We start from the raw sequence: 17,264 nt of genomic DNA, 5'->3' as shown, positions 1-17,264 counted from the left end.
AGAATAGCCTGCCTAACCCATTGATCAGAAACCGAAGGGAGCTGCTGTCATGACATGGATGAGCTGGTTGTCGCTATGCGCCATCTGCTGTGCCGGAGCCCTGTCCCCGGGGCCGAGTCTCGCGGTCGTGCTGCGTCACACCATGGGAGGAGGGCGCAGCCACGGTATCCTGGCCGGCCTGTTCCATGCGTTCGGTGTCGGCCTCTGGGCGCTGGCGACGGTGGCGGGGCTGTCGCTGCTGATCGTGCAGTCGCCGGGTCTTTACCAGCTGCTGACCTGGGCCGGTGCCGGCTATCTTGCCTGGCTCGGTCTCAAGGCGCTGCGATCGGCCGGCCAGGCCCCGCTGGCCTGGGGTGGTGGCGATCCCGTCTCGGCGATGCGCGCCGGACTCGACGGCTTTATGATCTCGCTGTTCAATCCGAAGCTCGCGGTCTTCTTCCTGGCGCTGTTTTCCCAGTTCGTGACGCCGGACATGACGATGACCGGGCAGGCGTTGATGGTCGCCACTGCGGCGGTGATCGACGGTCTCTGGTACAGCCTGGTCGCACTGGTGCTGTCGCGCTCGGACGTACTGTCCCGGCTCGGCAAACGTGCCCGCCTGATCGATCGTATCACCGGTGTCATCCTGTTGCTGCTGGCGCTGCGGGTGATCACCTTCTGAGCAGCTTCGGCCTTGCCCGGGAAAGAAATTTTTCTTTTAGTTTCAAACCTTTTGCAATCCCCGTCGAGGTTGGTATACTGCGCGCCTGTCTCGTTCGAGACCGGTCAGCCGACCCGTTATGGTAGCTCTGCCGGTCCTCCCGCAACGATAAACCGTGAACCTGGTCAGGCCCGGAAGGGAGCAGCCACAGCGGTAGACTCGTGTGCCGGGATGTGGCTGGTGGAGCTGCCCCCAATTCTCCCCCTCATAATTTACAAGCCGCTCAGCCGTCGACTTGATCGATGATGGTTGCCTAAGATCCCGACGCACTAAATCAATAGCGTCACCAGGCAGAGTAACAACAGCCCTGCCACCACGACATATCGGGTATACCGTTTGCTCCCGGGCACCTGTTCTAGCTCCGATTCAGGGGTAATAAGCAGTGGTTTCGCTTCCATTGCCTCAGCCGGCTGTTCCGGCCCGACATTCGGAACGATCTTCTGCACGGGGGCCGATATTGTTTCTCGTTTGCGCTCCCTCTCATCTGCGGGTTCTGGCGGTGGCACTTGCAACTTGTGAGATAGTTCTGGACCCCGTTCAGGCGCCGTTGCTGTTTCCGGCGGCCCGGGCGGGACTGGCGGTGGTTCCGGATCGGCTGCACTATCGATCACTGGCTTCGGTACCGTGCTCGGCGCCGGTGCAGCCACATGTACCAATACTGCATCTGCCGCATTATCCGAAACAGGCTGTGTTTCGGTTCTCCCGGTCTCAGCCGAAGCCTTTTTCTGCTTCCAAGCTGCCGCTTCTTCAGGCGTCAAGGGCGCAAGTCGAGAGGCAAAATCTTCGAGCTCATCCAACCCATTAAACATTGAACGGCTGCTCCTTGATCGTGAAAAAAGGTGTCTAACACCAGCTATATGAAAGGCAAACTTTATGCCATCTCCATAATCTGCAGTACACTGCCTCGCAAGCTTGATGCGATCAGGCTGGCGAAGGTACCTGCTGAACAGAGCCCGGGCGAGTCAAGAGAGATGGCATTGTGGCAACAAGTCATGAACTTGAGATTGCACTCAATGCAAACGAGGGCAGAGTGGAAAGAGCGAGTCTGTATGAGACGGGTGGTCGTGTCTCGGCACGCACCTGCCGTGACGGATGTATTCGTAGGTTGGGTGAAGACCCGGAGGGTCGTAACCCAACACTGTGGCTGCAGGGTACTCTTCTGAAAATATTAGATTCTGGAAGTGTTACCGCTGTCGGATAATCCGGTTTCGCCTCTCGGCGACCTACTTTTCTTCGCTCGTGCAAAGAAAAGTAGGCAAAGGCTATCCACAACAGGACGACGCCCGAAGAAGCCTTTCCACTGCGCGCTGGAAGCCTTTTCCGGGCGTCGAGCGGCGCACCGCGCATCACGGCACATCCCTGTGCCGGATCGGCGGCTCGGCATCCATGCCTCGCCCCTGACGGGCCTGATTGGAAAAGACTCCCAGTGCTCGCCGGCTTATCGCCATGGATGGCGGAAGGCCGCCCCGCGTCTATGCAGCGGTCCGGTGCACCGGAAATGCAGGAGCAATTTTCTGCCCTAACGGCACAAAGGAGACATCAATATTTGTTAAGGGACGCGCCTAAGGCTCGTCCCAGTTGGTTTTTTACTAGATTACATTTGTTTCCGCATACACCGACGGCCAACGGACCAGAAATGCGAAGCAAGTAGTTCAAATTGTTAAAGAGCAACTATGGGTGAAAAGCTCATAATTTTTTAGTGCCTATCGACGTGAGGACGGCTCATAGGTGTTATGTGCTTTTTTACATATCAAACAATTCAATTGCAAATATTGATTTTAGCTTTAAGTCTCTGTAATCATTTTTCTCTTTAAAATTGACGCTCCTATAGTTCTTTTCGATGTAGGAGTCGACTACTCTCCTGATAGAAGAATAAAAATGCTGAAGAGCATTAATCTCCGAACCTTTTGAGTCTTCATAAAACCAGGAGCTGTAACCAATCATATCCGTGTTTGTGATAACACTATCTTTGCAGAGGTGAAATGATTCGTTTATACCTGTTATCTCATCTGGCAAGTACTGATATGTGTCATGATCGAATAACTGATAGCTTCCTTTATGCTCATATGAATGAAAGTAATCTCCAATTTTTTCAATACTATTTGAGTTAAAGATAAACAAGTATGTCTTTGCATTAGGAAGATAATCGAAGCTTTTGAAATAATCTATTACCTTGTGGAAAATATTTTTGTTAATTGTGGTTTTGACCTCAATAACAGCAAGTACTGACTCAGAAGGTACAACTACAATGTCATTAACTCTATAAAGCGGTGCAAATAATTGTGAGTCATATATCAAAATATCACATTGCTTCGATAACTCACCTTTGTCATTTATGATAAACCCTTGCTCAACGCTTACTAACTGTGGCAGGTGGTCTTTAAGAAAGCCCCTTAGAATTTCTTCAGTCAACACACCAATAGTTGGGTTGTGCTTAGTAATATATGACTTGACTTGTGCCAGTTTTATCAATAATTCTTGGCTTACGAATTCAAAATAGTTACTCATAACTCTCAGTTCCACAGTAGCATATAACGTTGCGCTCACCGGAAAATTGCGAGCGCAGCGAGTAATTTTTCCGAGTGCAACGCTTTTCTAGCGCGACATTAATAAATATTGCTACCCAACATTTAGTTCCCAAGCGAAAATATAGATGTTATTGGATGTTCTGTTTTCGCCAATTGTCTACAGCTACCGAAAGACGCCTTTCTTTAACTGCCTTTTGCCATTCATCCCAGAAATCAACTGTCCCACTATTGGGTTTGTTTTTTGGCTCATCAATTCTAATTCTGCTCGGCAGCAAGCTTGCATCACCAACGACTAAAGCCTCTCCAGTATCAAGGGTAGGCAGTATGTCGCTAAATCCACCTAAACTATCAGGCAACAGCCTCTTTATAACGCCTTGATCTTCTGCATTGGTGAGTCGCATAGAAACGAAATTACTACACTGACTTAGCATCGTCTTGTTGACTTCGGATGGGCGCTGACTTATCACAACAAGACTAACCCCATACTTACGCCCTTCTTTCGCAATACGTTCAAAAATATCCAAAGAAATGTCGTCTGCGGAATCTGCCATGTTTCGTTGAGGCATGTACAAATGCGCTTCATCACAGAGTAGTGCTATTGGGTGACGCATCTCTGATGGGGTCCATTGTTGAACAGAAAAAGTTACACGAGCTACAAGCGAGACAATCAATGGGAGAACATCTGAAGGGACCTCAGAGAAATCAATGATCTTGATACCTGCCTTGCCATTCTCTCCCAAACTGCCAAGCACTGCATTAGCGAACTTTTCAAGCCAGCTAAAATCAAGAATATCTCCGCCTCCATTGAACATAAAACCAAGACGTCTATCAGATATTTTGTTCTCGAGGCGGGAAATCATGCGCGCCAACTTCCCAAAGAAGTCACCCTGTTTCTCGCTGCCGGCTCTTGCTCCCGGAACCATTTCAACATTAATTTCATTCAACCTGCCCATTAAAAAAGCAAGATCAAATGGAACGGGACTATCAACCGTAAAATGTTTTAGTACTTCATTCTGGTCGATGTCTTCTAAGTATTTTCGCTTTGCGTGATTTATCTCGCGAGCCATAATCATGGCCTGATTCGGCGCATTCTGGTCGCTTCGATCAACAAACATTGATACAAGTGCTTCATATGAGAGAAGCCAGTAGGGCAAGTAAAGAACCCCATCATCAATAGTGCGCTTGGTCTCGACATCTCTAGGACCGGCTACCTTGAAGTGCTGGATGCCTTTTTCTACCAATGGCGAATACTCACCATGAAGGTCAAAAACTATAGCGTTTGCGGTTGGTAGGCCCGACATCTGTTCAATAATTTTTGCCGTTGTCCAGGATTTACCGGACCCCGTACTACCTCCGATAAATGCATGTCGCTGGAAAAACTTATTGCCATTTAGATATGCAATAGCATGTTCATCCAGAGTGTATGTACCCAACGTCAAAGAATTTTCATCGGCTGACACATTGGATAGTGTTCGCATAAATCCAGTTAAATTGCGCCCCTCTAGAGAGAAGCAGTTAGCATCGATTTCTGGCACGCTTTCTAGAGTACGACGGAAAACATTCCCCTTTTCACCGTCACGATCAAGCAATGTTCCGATAAGTGCGATACGGCACAAGTTGACTTCCACATTCTGTTCGGCAATACCATCACTAGCTATATCTTCGATACTTCGTTTGCGGGTAACTTGAGTAATGAGTCCGATTAAGTGTTGTCCAGGCCTGCTACTTTGGAGCACTGCTAGATGGTTGACTTGCAATCTTTTTAGTTGATCTACATTATCCACTTCAACAATTACGTTTGCCGTGTCCACTGAAGCGACTTTGCCAAGAGCATCTTCATCCATAAAGTTAAAAATCGGCATATCTTTTTCCTACATAATTAGTGACAGGTAACCTTTAAAGCTCCATATATTCTTTTCAACAGTCATGGGAGCCTCACTTAACGATGAATAGAGTATTGATTGATCGTCTGTTGCTCCTCGTTCTATTGCGAGATAGTTCTGCGCCTTACCGTCAAGGATTAGCCTTCTGGCAGCATCTGAAAGGGCATAGGTAATAATAGTAATCGGGGAGCCTTGACGGACACATTTAACCACCAATTTTGGCTGAATGTGTTCGTCATTGAATCCATATCCTACGCAAAGATATGAACTGGCAGTTGTAATAGCTCGATCAGCATTATTAATAATTGAACGATATGGCTCTAGATGAGTACGTTGATATTTTTGAGTTCCTGGCGTTACAATTTGCGCCTCATAGTTGTCGGGTATATGGCTAATATTTGAGATGGCCACTATATCTTCCAGAGGAGATTTAAACCAATCTAGAGAGCCATGGACCTTCCAGATATTAACTTTTCGCGCAGGCAATATTTCGTTCGGTTCTGCCAATTGGCGAAAGAATCCATGTGTAAATCCCGTATAGTGGTGGACTCTTTGTTGATCACAAGCATACTCGGCCAATCTGTCGTAATTTGTAGTAACGATGTTTACTGCCTTTAGACTACTTCTAAATATGTGATCAAGCAGACGACTTAAAGGAAACATTACATTGTTTTGAAGGCTTGCTAGAAATACCTGTGTATCCTCAGTGTTAATAAGCTCCCAAGTCGCATTAATGATTCTGGCGGTAAGCAGGTCCGTAACAGCAACTTGATGAAGTGCAGACTCCAAATCTACACCATTGTTCAAGACCTGACAGAACGTCTCCCAAGCATTGTTCTCCGCCTTAGACAAGCCAGAGATATCAGTATTAGCAACTAGATACTCCGCAAGGGCTCCCATGCCGGACATGCCATGGGCAGCCGATGCTCCACTTCCCAAAATAATCAGAGGAGCCTTTCCGTGGTACTCCTGAGCTTGCTTGTGGTAATCGAATTCTGACATCTAAAAATCCCTTTTAAATTATTTAAATCTGCATTCTGACCACAGGTGTTTTTAAGCGCTAACAGTCTGTCAATGAGTCCTCCGACCTAATAGCACCTATTAGAAGGAATACCTTTTAATCTTCATCGGACAATATTGCAGACACTTAAGCATCTGATATAAGAAGATAGAATTCGACCCATTGAGCTTTTACTCCTTCTATAAGGTATACATTTTCTCAATCAGCCGGTCCAAAAGGTATGTGAAAAATTAGCCACATCTAGTCGTCCACTCGTTTGAGTCTGATACAAACGCGAGGTAATTGCCAGTGCTCAAGAGCATGGTCGCATAGATGATGGTAGAGCTGTGGGCCGCTTGCGGTCGCGAGCAGGCAATGTCCGCTTTGGGCACAAAGCTGACTCTAAAGAGGTGACACCGGCTACTGAGCCTCCGGGTAGGCGGGGTTTCTGGAGGCTCTAAGCGCAGGGCAGGGAAGGGCTGGGCTCACGTTCGGAGTGTCACTAATGGCGATCCGGTAGTATGTTGCGCTATCGCAGTGTCGCAATAGATTCGTAGCCCAGACTGTACGTAACAAGAAAGTGAAGCATGAAGCCGGAAAACTTACTGGATCGGCCCCTGATCGTTGGCGTCACACTGTTCCTGATTCTGTATTCCGTTGTCTGTTTCTCCATCGATACCCTGCCGGACCTTAGACCCGCGGTGCGTCGTTTTCTCGATATCTCGGAAACTGTGGTCGTCGGCCTGTTCACGCTGGAGTATCTGTATCGGATCTACAGCACCGAAAACCGGCTGAGGTTCGTATTCAGCTTCTATGGCCTGGTCGATCTGCTGGCGATCCTGCCGTTTTACCTGGCCACTTCGGTCGATTTGCGGACGTTGCGATTGCTGCGACTACTGCGCCTGGGCCGAGTGCTCAAGCTGCTTCGGTACCGCTTGGCGTTCGACCGCTTCGCTAAAGCGATCGCTATGGCAAAGGAGGAGTTGCTGGTGTTCACGCTGGGCAGTCTGGTGGTGCTCTTCCTGGCGGCTGTCGGTATCTACTACTTCGAGCATGCGGCGCAGCCGGACAAGTTCCGCTCCATTTTCGACAGCCTCTGGTGGGTCGTTGTCACGCTGACGACCGTCGGTTACGGCGATATCTATCCGATCACCCTGGGCGGACGTCTGTTCACCTTCTGCGTGCTGATGATCGGGCTGGGGCTGGTGGCGGTACCCACCGGTATTATCGCCTCGTCGTTGTCGGCGATCCGGGCGAAGCAGGAGGAGATCGCGTCGTCGCTGTCAAGTGACGACTAGCCTGGTCAGGATTGTTTCGCCGACGTTACAGGTGCAAGCGGCGTAGGCTGGAGGGTACGCCCTATCCATAAAGGAGCAAGTAAAGGAGCACGCGAAGGAGTACGGGATCACCCATTAGCCGACGGTGGTCTTGCTTTTTGCCTTATTACTGAACGTTGAGGGAAAAAGACAAGACCTGATCCCCCTGACGCTGACCCCCTGACGGACCCCCTGACGTGCTCCTGTGCATGACATATTGGCCTCTCTGCGATCTGCGCCGCGAACCCGATAGCGTTGTGCGGTAGACATGCGTGGACGCGGGGCGGGATCCGCCCCGCTACGGGTCAGGTCGAGATTCGGTCGAGCCGGGATTGGGCGGGATTAGGGTCACTTGCCCGGACAGCCGGTACATCGTCGGCCTTGAGGACATGGGGGGTATCAAAGATGGCTTGATCGAGTTCGCCTTCGCTTCGCGCGACTACGCACGTGACCGCACAGTCGCCAGCCACGTTTACCGCGGTACGAGCCATGTCGAGAATGCGGTCGATGCCGGCAATAATGGCTACACCTTCAAGCGGCAGGCCAGCCGAGGTCAGTACAAGCGACAGCATGATCAGGCCGGCGCCGGGCACGCCGGCGGTTCCAATTGAGGCCAGTGTCGCGGTCAGTACGATGGTCAGATACTGACTGGTGCTCAGATCTATGCCATACGCCTGGGCGATGAACACTGCGCATACCCCTGGTACAGTGCAGTGCCGTCCATATTGATGGTGGCGCCCAGGGGAGGACGAAGCTCGTGACACGGCGTGACACACCTAAATTGCGCTCGGCCGACATCATCGACACCGGTAGCGTTCCCGAACTTGAGGTGCTGGTAAAGGCGACCATTATCGGCTCGATACTGCCCTGAAAGTAGCGTACCGGGTTGAGGCGCGCGACGAGTCTGATCAGCCCCCGTAGACCACCACGGCATGGACAGCGCAACCGAGATAGACCATTGCGATAACCTTGGCCAACGGGGCCAGCAGGTCGAGGCCATAGGTACCGGATACCCAGGTCATCAACGCAAATACACCGTAGGGGGCAAAGGAGATGATGATCGATGTCAGCCTATACACCACCTCAGCCGCTGAATCGAAGAAGCGTTTCAGCGGGTTTGCGACGTCGCCAGCGAGTACGATCGCGATACCGAACAAGATCGCGAATACAATAATCTGAAGCACGTTGCCATTGGCGAGGGCCTCGACGGGGTTGGTCGGTACGAGACCCAGGATCGTGTCGGTGATGGTCGGCGCATCCTTGGCGTCGACGGCCCTGGCTGAGCCTAAAACCGCACCGACACCGGGTTTGAAGACGGTTGCCAGGGCGAGTCCGATCGAGATCGCCACTGCCGTGGTCGCCAGGTAAAGGGCGAATGTCTTCGCGCTGAGCCGTCCCATGGTGGCGAGATCCTGCAGCGAGGCGACGCCGGCGACCAGTGATACGAAGATCAACGGCACAATCAGCATCTTGATCCCGCGAATGAAAAGATCGCCGAGCGGTTTGAAGCCGGCAGCGAAATCCGCGTTGCCGGTTTGGTTGAGCACTATGCCGAGAACCAGGCCAAGCGTCAGCGCGATGAAAATCTGTTGCCAAAGCTGCATTCCGCTCCAGAACCGGAAGGGTCCACGGCGAGAGGTCGAAGGTGAGGGTTTCGTTGTCATTGTTATCTCCTATTTATCCCCCGGCATTACCGGGCTTCAGTCTCGACGACATGTCGCTTGCGTGCGCGCCAGGCGTCGGAAGCAGGAACACGGGAGCCGGTCGTTTCGGTGTCGAGGTCAGGTTGCGGTTTGCCGCCCCTCTCACCGGAAATGGCACAATCCGGGTAAACCTTCGGTGAACTCCCTCGACGGACTCATCGAAGGCTTGCCCTTCTTTGGCTTGCAAGACGTGCTAGCGGGTTTCAGCGCCGGGCCTGAGAAATGCAATCGCTTCGACTTCAACGTCTAGCCCGAAATGCAGTTCCGACACACCGGCGACCGCGCGGGCGGGACGGTGATCGCCAATCCATTTCGCGTATGTCGCGTTGAAGAGCGGCCAGTGGTTGATGTCGGTGACGTAGACGCGCACCTGTACCAGGCTTTCCTTACCGACCCCCGCGCATGTCAGGCAGGCTTCGAGGTTCGCCAGCGCTTGGGCTGCCTGGTCCTCGAAAGGGCGGCCGCTTAGAGGCGTGCCATCCGGTTGAATCGGTAGCTGGCCGGAGATAAAGACCTGACCGGCCGCCACGCAAACGTGGGAGTAGTGGCCGGCGGGGCGAGTAATGGCCGAGCTGTTCGAGCAAATGATATCGGAGCATTGGACGGCTTGATTCATGGTGCTTATCTCTCTGGTCAATAGACAAAGCGATCCCTCACCGTCGATAGAAAACGATCGACAGCTGGGCGTTGGGAGTGGGTGGGGTCCCGCCGGCTGGCGCCTCGGGCTAAGAGGCCAGCAGGCTGGAGAAACGCGCCAGGTCGACGTTACCGCCACTGATGAGCACGCCGATGCGTTTGCCTTTCAGTTCGGCTTTCATCTGCCGGGCAGCCGCGAAGCCAAGGCAGCCCGTGGGCTCGACGATCAGTTTCATGCGCGTTGCCATGAATGCCATGCAGTCAACGAGCTCGGCGTCCGAAGCTGTCAGGATGTCGTCGACATCCCGCTGGATGATGGGGAAGGTGACCTTGCCCAAATGCTGGGTCTGGGCACCGTCGGCAATGGTCTTGGGCGTGTCGATGTGTACGATGTTGCCCGAGAGGAACGAGCGCTGACCATCGTTTCCCGCCTCCGGCTCGACGCCGTACAGCCTGCAGTCCGGCGACAATGCCCGAGTGGCCAGCGCACAGCCGGACAGCAGCCCGCCGCCGCCCAGCGGCACGAAGAAGGCGTCCAGGGCGCCGACTTCCTCGAACAGTTCCTTGGCGGCCGTACCTGGCCACTGAGCACGTCGGGATGATCGTAAGGGGGAATCAACGTCAGGCCATGCCTCTCGGCCAGGTCGCGTCCGATCTGCTCGCGATCTTCCGTATAGCGGTCGTAGATCACCACCTTGCCGCCATAGCCTTGCGTCGCCGCCACCTTGGCCGCCGGCGCGTCGTGCGGCATGACGATCGTCGCCGGAATGCCCAGAATCTTCGCCGACAGCGCGGTGGCCTGGGCGTGATTACCGGACGAATACACGACTACCCCGGCCTTGCGCTGTTCGGGGCTGAACTTCGAAAACGCGTTGAATGCACCGCGAAACTTGAAGGCGCCCATGCGCTGCAGGTTTTCGCATTTGAAGAAGACCTGGGCACCAAACTTTTCGTCGACGGTGCGGGATGTCATCACCGGCGTCTTGTGAGCGTGCCCTTCGATACGTTCCGACGCTGCGATAACGTCGTCAAAGGTTGGAAGGCTGATCATTGGAATCCTCTCTACCGCGTTTTTGTCCGGGAAGCGGACGTCACTTTGCATAGCTGTATACCGATGCGCGAGAGACGCCCAGGTGCGCGGCGACGATTTCCATCGCCCGGCGCAAGTCCAGCAGCCCGGCGCCCTTCAGCTCTTTGACCAGGATACGACGATCTGCCGCCTTGAGCGCGCGGGGCGTGGTGGCCAAGCGCGCCGCGAACTGGTCGATGCGGGCGCGGATCGCTTCCGCGCCCGCAGGGTCGAACGTCTCTTTGGCTGGCGCGTCCACCTGGATATCGACAAACTGGTTCAGCATGCCCTGGAAGCCCTGAAACACCGTGAGATCGATGTTCATGCAGAGTGCGGCAATGTATCGCCCCTCGGAGTCCTTGATGCCAATCGAGGTGCTCTTGACCTGGCGGCCATCCGGGAAACAGTTCGGATAGTTGGCGATGACCTGCTCGAACTCCGGATCCATGATGCGGGCAAGCCCGAGCTCAGTGGCCGGATCGCCGACCTCGCGGCCGGAAAGGTTGTTATGGATCGCCAGTACAGCGTGCGAGGGATCCAGCAGGTCGTGCACGACTATCTCGCAGAATGGGGCGAACGTCTTGGCCAGGCCATCGGCGACCTGTTTGATTTGTTCGAGCAGCAATCGCTGTTCCGGAGTACGTTTTGTCATGGCAGGGGGCGGGTGTCGTTAATGATGTTTGACAGTTTGTCTTTAACTGGACAAACTGTCAACTCACTATCTGCAATACCTTTTCAGAGCGAGCCTGCCCATGACCACACTTCAAGAACTTGATACACCTACAGCCCTCATCGACACACGGCGCATGCAGCGCAACATCGAGCGCATGCAAGAGCGCGTGAAGACACTCGGGGTGCGCTTCCGTCCGCACGTCAAGACTACCAAGTGCCTGCCGGTGGTACGGGCGCAGATTGCGGCGGGGGCTCAGGGCATCACCGTCTCGACTCTCAAGGAGGCCGAGGAGTTCTTCGACGCGGGCATTGCCGATATCCTGTATGCCGTTGGAATGGTTCCGGGCAAGCTTCCGCAAGCGCTTGCACTTCGCCAGCGTGGCTGTGATCTGAAGATCATCGCGGACAATGTCGCGGCTGCCCGGGAAATCGGCAGCTTCGGGAAAACGCATGGATCCGTGTTCGAGGTGTGGATCGAGATCGACACCGATGGCCACCGCTCAGGCATCAAGCCGGAAGAAGAGGCATTGCTGGAGGTTGCGCGCGTGCTCCAGGAATCCGGTATGCGCTTGGGCGGCGTGATGACCCATGCCGGTTCGAGCTATGACTACGATAACCATGCAGACCTGCTGGCCATCTCCGAACGGGAACGCGCAGGGGCCGTACGCGCGGCGCAAAGGCTGCTCGAAGCCGGCTTGCCGTGTCCCGTTACCAGCATCGGATCGACACCGACAGCCTTGACGGCCGAGCACCTGGACGGTGTGACCGAACTGCGCGCCGGCGTCTACGTATTGTTTGACCTGGTGATGCGCAACGTCGGCGTGTGCACGGTAGACGACATCGCGCTGAGTGTCCTCACGACCGTCATTGGTCACCAGGAAGAGAAAGGATGGGCCATCGTCGACGCGGGGTGGATGGCGATGAGTCGTGATCGCGGCACGCAAAAACAGAAACATGACTTCGGCTTCGGCCAGGTGTGCACCGAGGATGGGGCGGTTCTTGAAGGTTACATCCTGAGCGGTGCCAATCAGGAGCATGGAATTCTGTCTCGTAGCGGCGAAACGGACCGCAGTATCGCGGAACGCTTCCCCATCGGCACGCGACTGCGCATTCTGCCCAATCATGCTTGTGCCACTGGTGCGCAGCATCCCGGGTACCAGGCCATGCGGCCCGACGGCAATACCGAAACCTGGCCTCGCTTCTACGGCTGGTAGTTACGGAACAGGTGCCATCGAGCCAGCAAGATCGGCGATTTCCGCCGCATTGTCGAGCGGCACCATCACCGGGTCGGGCTTCGCCGGATTCGCGGCGTTCGCGCTGGTGACCGGGGCCATCTGCCACCAATCGCTTGGCGAAGAGGTGTTCGTTGCGGTCTTCGTCGAGGACCTGCGGCTGGTGGCGGACATGGCCCTCAAGATGCTTGCCGCGGTGATGCTCGCGGGGCTGGTCTGGGTGCCGCTGCCCCGCGACAGCTTTACCCGACTGGTCGGCAGGAACAGCGGCCTGCTGGGACTCCTGATCGCCACCGTCGCCGGCGTGGTGACGCCCGGGGGCCGTCCGCGGCCTATATGCTGCCGGCTGTGGTCGGTGCCTCGGGCGGCGACCGTGGCGTGTCAAGGACACCGTAACTACCGGGCGCGGCCTGTTCGCGGCGGAAAATACTCTTTCCTGTACGATCTGCGAAGGATTGCCGTGACCGATAAATATTCGTTCCACCACCTGAGTGCCGATCCTCAACTGGCGTGACCGCATCACGCCGACGACCGACCGCACCCGGCGTCGTCGGTTTCGCAACGCAGAGCTGGAGTTGGATTTCAGCGCAGGCTGTACCCGGCGCATCTGCGAGGAGTGCGGCCGGTTGCCGGGCGCGGAGCTGATCGAGACGGAAAGGTCCGAAGCGGCACTCGGAAAGCCCGGTCTTACATCAGCAGTGCTGTGACATAATCCAGCAGGTTGTAGAACGGCACTACCAGGAAAGGGACCAGCAGATAGGGAAGCAGGTAGAGCAGACGCCATGGATTTTCCTTGATCCAGGCCTGGACAGCTGCCAGTAATTGATTCATGTGACTGACTCCTTGTCACCAGTGGCGGGGCTATTCTAGCCGAGCCTGAGGACGCTGTGTAGGGTTCTTTGCCTTATGACACCGGTATTGCCGGGCGGGCTGCATGACGTCCCGCAAGCCGGTCGTTGCCGGCGGCCGAACCTGGCCAGGGCTGAGGTCGCTGTGCAGGGTTCTTTGCCTTATGACACCGGTATTGCCGGGCGGGCTGCATGACGTCCCGCAAGCCGGTCGTTGCCGGCGGCCGAACCTGGCCGGGGCTGAGGTCGCTGTGCAGGGTTCTTTGCCTTATGGTGCCGGTATTGCCGGTCGGGCTGCATGGTGTCCCGCAAGCCGGTCGTTGCCGGCGATCGTATTGGCAGCTAAGGTCAAGTGGAGACTTCTGCAGGGGCTCTTCGTGGCGACCACCACCGTGCTGACACCGGAACAGGAACCGCTGATACTGGCGCTGGGCGCCTTTGTCATGCTGGTGCTGGGAATTCTGTCGGCGCTCAATGCGATCATGACGACGCGTACGGCGCAGGGAGCCGTTGCCTGGGCGATCCTGCTGGTGATCTTTCCGCCGGTCATGGTGCCGTTGTACTGGGTCTTCGGGCGCCGCCGGTTTCACGGCTACGCCCGTGTCCGGCGCCGTGGCCTGCTCGAGATACAGCGCCTGGCCGGTGACCTGAATCGCCGTTTTCAGCCCTTCATTCCCCGCACTTCGGCTGCGAACCATGCTGCCACGGCCCTCGAACGGCTGGCGAGCATGCCCTTTACCCGCGGCAACGAAGCGCGACTGCTGATCAACGGCGATCGTGCCTTCGAGGACATGTTTGCCGAGATTCGCAGTGCCCGTCATTACGTGCTGCTGGAGTTCTATATCGTCAGGGATGACGAGATGGGGCGCGCGCTGGCGGATCTGCTGGCGGAAAAAGTCGCAGCGGGCGTGCAGGTCTCTTTTCTCTATGACGAAATCGGCTCCTTCCAGTTGCACCGTGCCTATGTACGCAAGTTGAGCGCCATGGGGATCCGCATCCATCCGTTCCACAGCACCAAGGGGTTGCTCAACCGTTTCCAGCTCAACTTTCGCAACCACCGCAAGATACTGGTGGTCGATGGACGCTATGCCTGCGTCGGCGGCGTGAATGTCGGGCGAGAATACGTGCACCGGCATCCGGTGCTGAGCCCTGGCGGGATACCAATATTAGCCTTCGGGGACCTTCGGTGCAGGCGGTTCAGCTGGCTTTCGTCGAGGACTGGTTCTGGGCCACGGACCGTTTGCCGCTGGGGCTGAACTGGGAGCCGGTGCCGGTGGACACCGATGGCGTCGAAACGCTTGTATTGCCGAGCGGCCCTGCCGACGCCCTGGAGAGCTGCGCGCTCTATTTTCTGCACCTTATTCAGCAGGCCCGTCACCGGCTCTGGATCGTGAGCCCCTATTTCGTGCCCGATGCTTCGGTGGTGGCGGCGCTGCAACTGGCGGCCCTGCGTGGCGTGGACGTGCGGATATTGCTGCCGGATCTGGCAGACAAGCGCCTGATGAAGCTGTCGTCCTACACCTATATCGGCGAAACGATCTTCAGCGGGGTCAAGTTCTACCGTTATCAGAAGGGGTTCCTGCATCAAAAGGTTCTGCTGATGGATGATGACATGTCTTCGATCAGTACCGCGAACATCGACAACCGCTCCTTTCGTCTCAACTTCGAGATTTCGATACTGAACCGCAGCCGCCCGTTCGCTGCCAAAGTCGCAGAGATGCTGGCCACCGACTTCGCCAATAGCCGGCAATTGAGCTTCGCCGAGGTGAGGGGCTGGTCGTTGCCGCTGAGGATGGTCAGTCGGGTGGCCTATCTGCTGGCGCCCATTCAGTGAGGGGCGCCGGTCGAGATCCTCGTCGCACCGCATCGTCTGGCGCCGCCATTTTTCGGGGCGATGCTCCGCCAGTCATCCGAAAGGGTTCGAATCTTCCCGGTAAAGGGTATCCAGTCCCAAGCGGGTGGGTATAATCGGCGCCGAATTCCTGCCGACAAAAGGAGAGCAAACCCATGCAGGTCCATCGCATCAACCCTTGCAAACGCTGGTCCGATATCACGGTCTTCAACAGGATCGCGCACTTCGTCGAGGTTCCCGAGTCGGACACCGGTGCCGATATCAAGGGTCAGGCGGCGCAGGTATTGAGCCAGGCCGAGCAGGCTCTGGCGAAAATCGACAGCGACAGAACCCGCCTGCTTTCGGTGACGATCTATCTGACGGATTTCACCAATCTCGCGGCGCTGAACGAAGTCTGGGACGCCTGGTTCGACGAAGGCACGGCGCCGAGCCGGGCCTGTGTAAAGGCCGAGCTGGCCAACCCCGACTACCTCGTCGAAATGGCGTTCGTGGCCGCTGCAGGGGAAGCGTTCTAAGCCTGGGCCGGGCTCCCGGCTTCTTCGCAGGAAGGGGAGCCCGTACCTAAGGCTGATCAGATCGCCTGCAACGGATACTGTGCCGGGTACGGCAGGGCGGCGACGCCGGAGTCGATGGCGGCGCGGGCCACGGCATCGGATACGACCGTCAGCAGGCGCGGATCGGTGGCCTTGGGCAGGATGTAGTCGCGGCCGAATTCTAGGCTGTCGATCTCGTAGGCGGCCAGTACCTCGGCGGGGACCGGCTCCCGGGCCAGCTCGGCAATGGCGCGGGCCGCCGCCATTTTCATCGCCTCGTTGATCTCGCTGGCCCGTACATCCAAGGCGCCGCGGAAGATATAGGGAAAGCCGAGGACATTGTTGACCTGGTTCGGATAATCGGAGCGGCCGGTGGCGACGATGACGTCCGGGCGGGTTTCGCGCGCCAGTTCCGGACGGATCTCCGGATCCGGGTTGGCGCAGGCGAAGACCACCGGGTTTTCGGCCATCTTTTCCAGCTGCAGCGGCGAGAGCATGTCCGGGCCCGAGAGGCCGACGAAGACATCGGCGCCGTCGATGGCATCGTCCAGGGTGCGGGCCCCGGTGTCGATAGCGAAGGCGGCTTTTTCCGGCGTCAGGTCGTCGCGGTCGCGGTGGATCACGCCCTTGCGGTCGAGCATGAAGATGTTGCGGCGCCGGGCCCCAAAGCTCAGCAGCAGGTTCATGCAGGCGGTCGCGGCGGCGCCGGCGCCGAGGCAGACGATGCGGGCTTCGGAGAGGGATTTGCCGGCAATCTCGATGGCGTTCAGCATGCCGGCTGCGGTGACGATGGCGGTGCCGTGCTGATCGTCATGGAACACCGGAATATTGCAACGCTCGATCAGCGCCCGTTCGATTTCGAAGCATTCCGGCGCCTTGATGTCCTCGAGATTGATGCCGCCGAAACTGTCGGCGATGGCCGCGACGGTGTCGATGAAGGCGGCAGGCTCGGCGAGGTCCACCTCGAGGTCGATCGAGTCGATGGCGGCGAAGCGCTTGAACAGCAGCGACTTGCCTTCCATCACCGGTTTGCTGGCCAGTGCGCCGAGGTTGCCGAGGCCGAGAATGGCGCTGCCATTCGAAATCACGGCCACCAGGTTGCCCTTGCCGGTGTAGCGGTAGGCATTGGCCGGATCCTGGCGATTTCGCGCACCGGCTCGGCGACGCCGGGGCTGTAGGCCAGGGCCAGGTCGCGGGCGGATTCGGCCGGCTTGGTCAGGCAGATGCCGATCTTGCCGGGCTGCGGATGCTCGTGGTAGTCGAGCGCCTGTTGCTTGAAAGCGTCGTTCATC

The 17,264-nt window shown here is 56.2% G+C and carries 16 protein-coding genes, 1 other RNA gene and 3 pseudogenes; 8 read left to right on the top strand and 12 right to left on the bottom strand.

What is annotated here, in order from left to right; genetic code table 11:
- Positions 1 to 49 precede the first annotated feature (49 nt).
- Positions 50 to 661 (top strand): LysE family translocator, encoded by a 612-nt coding sequence (locus ACFQDL_RS29175; protein ID WP_379912302.1) that lies wholly within the window; start codon positions 50 to 52, stop codon positions 659 to 661.
- Between the two features lie 128 nt (positions 662 to 789).
- An RNA gene (ffs, locus tag ACFQDL_RS29170) (signal recognition particle sRNA small type) lies at positions 790 to 886 on the top strand.
- 83 nt (positions 887 to 969) lie between these two features.
- Here the strand turns inward: ffs and ACFQDL_RS29165 are convergent.
- From ACFQDL_RS29165 to ACFQDL_RS29150, 4 genes are all read right to left on the bottom strand, one after another.
- A complete protein-coding gene (locus ACFQDL_RS29165; RefSeq protein WP_379912301.1) occupies positions 970 to 1,509 on the bottom strand; it encodes a hypothetical protein in 540 nt (179 codons plus the stop codon).
- Positions 1,510 to 2,443: 934 nt separating this feature from the next.
- Positions 2,444 to 3,208: a DUF6602 domain-containing protein gene (locus ACFQDL_RS29160; RefSeq protein ID WP_379912300.1), complete on the bottom strand. Its 765-nt coding sequence runs from the start codon at positions 3,206 to 3,208 to the stop codon at positions 2,444 to 2,446.
- A gap of 148 nt (positions 3,209 to 3,356) precedes the next feature.
- The gene (locus ACFQDL_RS29155; protein ID WP_379912298.1) at positions 3,357 to 5,090 is read right to left on the bottom strand and encodes an ATP-binding protein; all 1,734 of its coding nucleotides are present in this window, start codon (positions 5,088 to 5,090) and stop codon (positions 3,357 to 3,359) included.
- A gap of 9 nt (positions 5,091 to 5,099) precedes the next feature.
- A complete protein-coding gene (locus tag ACFQDL_RS29150) occupies positions 5,100 to 6,113 on the bottom strand; it encodes an SIR2 family protein (RefSeq protein WP_379912296.1) in 1,014 nt (337 codons plus the stop codon).
- Positions 6,114 to 6,698: 585 nt separating this feature from the next.
- On the opposite strand from ACFQDL_RS29150, the gene ACFQDL_RS29145 reads away from it, so the two are divergent.
- A complete protein-coding gene (locus tag ACFQDL_RS29145; protein WP_379912294.1) occupies positions 6,699 to 7,409 on the top strand; it encodes an ion transporter in 711 nt (236 codons plus the stop codon).
- Positions 7,410 to 7,732: 323 nt separating this feature from the next.
- Here the strand turns inward: ACFQDL_RS29145 and ACFQDL_RS29140 are convergent, their stop codons facing one another.
- From ACFQDL_RS29140 to ACFQDL_RS29115, 6 genes and pseudogenes are all read right to left on the bottom strand, one after another.
- A complete protein-coding gene (locus tag ACFQDL_RS29140; protein WP_379912292.1) occupies positions 7,733 to 8,191 on the bottom strand; it encodes a dicarboxylate/amino acid:cation symporter in 459 nt (152 codons plus the stop codon).
- 34 nt (positions 8,192 to 8,225) lie between these two features.
- Positions 8,226 to 8,372: pseudogene (locus ACFQDL_RS29135) on the bottom strand (cation:dicarboxylate symporter family transporter); the annotation flags it as partial.
- On the bottom strand, positions 8,336 to 9,031 hold the full coding sequence (locus ACFQDL_RS29130; RefSeq protein ID WP_379912289.1) for a dicarboxylate/amino acid:cation symporter: 696 nt from the start codon (positions 9,029 to 9,031) through the stop codon (positions 8,336 to 8,338). The pseudogene ACFQDL_RS29135 and the gene ACFQDL_RS29130, both read right to left, overlap by 37 nt.
- Before the next feature lie 292 nt (positions 9,032 to 9,323).
- Positions 9,324 to 9,746 (bottom strand): RidA family protein, encoded by a 423-nt coding sequence (locus tag ACFQDL_RS29125; RefSeq protein ID WP_379912287.1) that lies wholly within the window; start codon positions 9,744 to 9,746, stop codon positions 9,324 to 9,326.
- Between the two features lie 109 nt (positions 9,747 to 9,855).
- Positions 9,856 to 10,739 (bottom strand): annotated as a pseudogene (locus ACFQDL_RS29120) (threo-3-hydroxy-L-aspartate ammonia-lyase).
- Positions 10,740 to 10,857: 118 nt separating this feature from the next.
- Positions 10,858 to 11,460, bottom strand: a complete 603-nt coding sequence (locus ACFQDL_RS29115; RefSeq protein ID WP_379912285.1) for a helix-turn-helix transcriptional regulator — start codon at positions 11,458 to 11,460, stop codon at positions 10,858 to 10,860.
- 127 nt (positions 11,461 to 11,587) lie between these two features.
- Between ACFQDL_RS29115 and ACFQDL_RS29110 the strand changes: the two genes are divergently transcribed.
- Positions 11,588 to 12,721 carry a DSD1 family PLP-dependent enzyme gene (locus tag ACFQDL_RS29110; protein WP_379912283.1) on the top strand — a complete coding sequence of 378 codons (1,134 nt, stop codon included), beginning with the start codon at positions 11,588 to 11,590 and terminating at the stop codon, positions 12,719 to 12,721.
- A 49-nt stretch (positions 12,722 to 12,770) separates the two neighbouring features.
- Positions 12,771 to 13,253, top strand: coding sequence for a hypothetical protein (locus ACFQDL_RS29105; RefSeq protein WP_379912281.1), 483 nt, complete (start codon positions 12,771 to 12,773; stop codon positions 13,251 to 13,253).
- Between the two features lie 173 nt (positions 13,254 to 13,426).
- Here ACFQDL_RS29105 and ACFQDL_RS29100 read toward each other — a convergent pair whose 3' ends face one another.
- A complete protein-coding gene (locus tag ACFQDL_RS29100; protein ID WP_379912279.1) occupies positions 13,427 to 13,570 on the bottom strand; it encodes a hypothetical protein in 144 nt (47 codons plus the stop codon).
- Positions 13,571 to 13,964: 394 nt separating this feature from the next.
- Between ACFQDL_RS29100 and ACFQDL_RS29095 the strand changes: the two genes are divergently transcribed.
- The 3 genes from ACFQDL_RS29095 to ACFQDL_RS29085 all read left to right on the top strand — a co-directional run bounded on the left by ACFQDL_RS29095 (position 13,965) and on the right by ACFQDL_RS29085 (position 15,954).
- Positions 13,965 to 14,843 (top strand): phospholipase D-like domain-containing protein, encoded by an 879-nt coding sequence (locus ACFQDL_RS29095; RefSeq protein WP_379912277.1) that lies wholly within the window; start codon positions 13,965 to 13,967, stop codon positions 14,841 to 14,843.
- The gene (locus ACFQDL_RS29090; RefSeq protein ID WP_379912275.1) at positions 14,774 to 15,421 is read left to right on the top strand and encodes a phospholipase D-like domain-containing protein; all 648 of its coding nucleotides are present in this window, start codon (positions 14,774 to 14,776) and stop codon (positions 15,419 to 15,421) included. The genes ACFQDL_RS29095 and ACFQDL_RS29090 overlap by 70 nt, the downstream gene beginning before the upstream one ends.
- Positions 15,422 to 15,594: 173 nt before the next feature.
- Positions 15,595 to 15,954 (top strand): RidA family protein, encoded by a 360-nt coding sequence (locus ACFQDL_RS29085; protein WP_379912273.1) that lies wholly within the window; start codon positions 15,595 to 15,597, stop codon positions 15,952 to 15,954.
- 56 nt (positions 15,955 to 16,010) lie between these two features.
- On the opposite strand, the pseudogene ACFQDL_RS29080 reads toward ACFQDL_RS29085, so the two are convergent.
- Positions 16,011 to 17,263: pseudogene (locus tag ACFQDL_RS29080) on the bottom strand (malic enzyme-like NAD(P)-binding protein).
- Between the last annotated feature and the right edge of the window lies 1 nt (position 17,264).

This window comes from Marinobacterium aestuariivivens, assembly GCF_042661465.1.
Taxonomy (GTDB): Bacteria; Pseudomonadota; Gammaproteobacteria; order Pseudomonadales; family Balneatricaceae; genus Marinobacterium_A; species Marinobacterium_A aestuariivivens.
This window is presented reverse-complemented; position numbering and strand designations above follow the sequence as displayed.